This is a genomic window from Candidatus Magnetaquicoccus inordinatus, assembly GCF_004217665.1.
Classification (GTDB): Bacteria; Pseudomonadota; Magnetococcia; order Magnetococcales; family Magnetaquicoccaceae; genus Magnetaquicoccus; species Magnetaquicoccus inordinatus.
In genome coordinates, this window is the sequence record NZ_RXIU01000404.1 from 1 (window position 1) to 1,584 (window position 1,584).

2 protein-coding genes are annotated in these 1,584 nt (G+C 57.4%); both read right to left on the bottom strand.

Translation table 11 applies throughout. From position 1 onward, the window contains the following. Positions 1–55: 55 nt before the first annotated feature. Positions 56–703, bottom strand: a complete 648-nt coding sequence (locus EJP87_RS16050; protein ID WP_193771460.1) for an outer membrane protein assembly factor BamD — start codon at positions 701–703, stop codon at positions 56–58. A 54-nt stretch (positions 704–757) separates the two neighbouring features. After that, positions 758–1,584, bottom strand: an 827-nt coding sequence (locus tag EJP87_RS16055) for a hydroxysqualene dehydroxylase (protein ID WP_193771461.1), incomplete at its 5' end; no start/stop codon positions are given.

Sequence of the window (1,584 nt, forward strand, 5' to 3'; positions counted from 1 at the left end):
GAGAAGATGTTGCAAAACCGCAACAAACAGGGCCGCATTGGCAGAGGCAGGCGGTTCATTGAGGGTAGCCAAACACATTGGTAACCACTTGGTTAAAGCGGTTGATGGCGGCAATATACTCCTCTTGATCCAGATAGTAGCGGGCAACCACCATCTCCTGCTCTGCCAGACGATCACGGCATAACACAACCATCTGCTCGGCCTCCCAGGCATAATCACTTTTGGAAAAGCGGGAGACCAACTCCTGGAAGGCATTCAGCGCCTCACGGGTATTATTTTGGTCCTGCATGGCGCCGCCGATCTGCTGATAAAAGGATAAGCCGCGCATATAGTAGGCGTAGGGAGCATATGGATGCCGGGGATGCAGGCGCACAAAACGTTCGGCCATACTGATGGCATCGGCATACTCCTCCTTTTTATAGTGGGCGTAGATCAAATTGACCTGGGCCCGAATGGCAAAGGGTGAGAAAGGATGTTTGCGATCCAACTCCTGGAAACGCTCTGCCGCCACTTTGAACCGTTTATTATCCAACGCCTCCACACCTTCGGCATGGAGCGCCTCAGCCGGTTTGCCGACTTCGTTTGTATCGGGGGTGGTGCTGCAACCGCTGGTACCACCGGCCAAAAGCAGCAGGGCGGTGATCATGCGTGCCGCAGTCAGCAGGGTGCGGGAGGAAGAGAAAGATGGGCAGAAGAAACGCATGGGATCTCTCATCAATAGTAGACAAAGCGGTAAGTTAGTGAAAGCCGGGAAAGTCTACCGCTCATGGCCCCACAAAGCGAGGATTTTTTCTGCTGCCTGCACACCGGAGAGGACAGCGCCCTCCAAGGTAGCCGGCAGCGCGGTTGCCGTCCAATCTCCTGCGAGCCATAGGTTATGCCACTGACTGGTGGTGGGCAGACGAAAAGCGTTGCATCCCGGCCAAGCGGCAAAGGTGGCGCGCCGCATTTTGATGACCCGACTGGCATGGGGAGGCACCACGCTTAGTGGCGCCAACAGACGACACACATCCTGATGAACCGCCTGGACCAGTTGCGCGGCAGACCAATGACTCTCCCGATAGGCACCGCTCAAAACGGCACTCAGACGACCCGGTTGGGCAGGATGCTGACAGAGCCGATTGCGATCCAGCAACCATTGACTGGTGCGCGTCGGCAACCCTACCAAAGGAGCAGGCAGGCTGAGGGGCTGTTCATAGTGGAGATGGACAGAGACAATCGGTGCACACTGCAGAGAGGAGAGCTGCTGTTGCGGATGACCCAGCGGGAGCAGAGTCTGCAAAACGTCATGCGGCAACGCGGCAATGACCGCTTTGGGATGCCACCAGGAACCCTGCTCGCCATGCACCGCCTGCAGCACTGAACCAGAAAATTGCAGCCGACGCACCCGACAGCGACAGACTACCGTGCCGCCCGCCTGTTGAATGGCCTGCACGGCGGGCACGGCCAAGAGTTGCGACAAAGGCACGCGGGGCAGCATGGGCAGAAGCGCTTCTGCCCCACCAAAGAGAAGATGTTGCAAAACCGCAACAAACAGGGCCGCATTGGCAGAGGCAGGCGGTTCATTGAGGGTAGCCAAACACA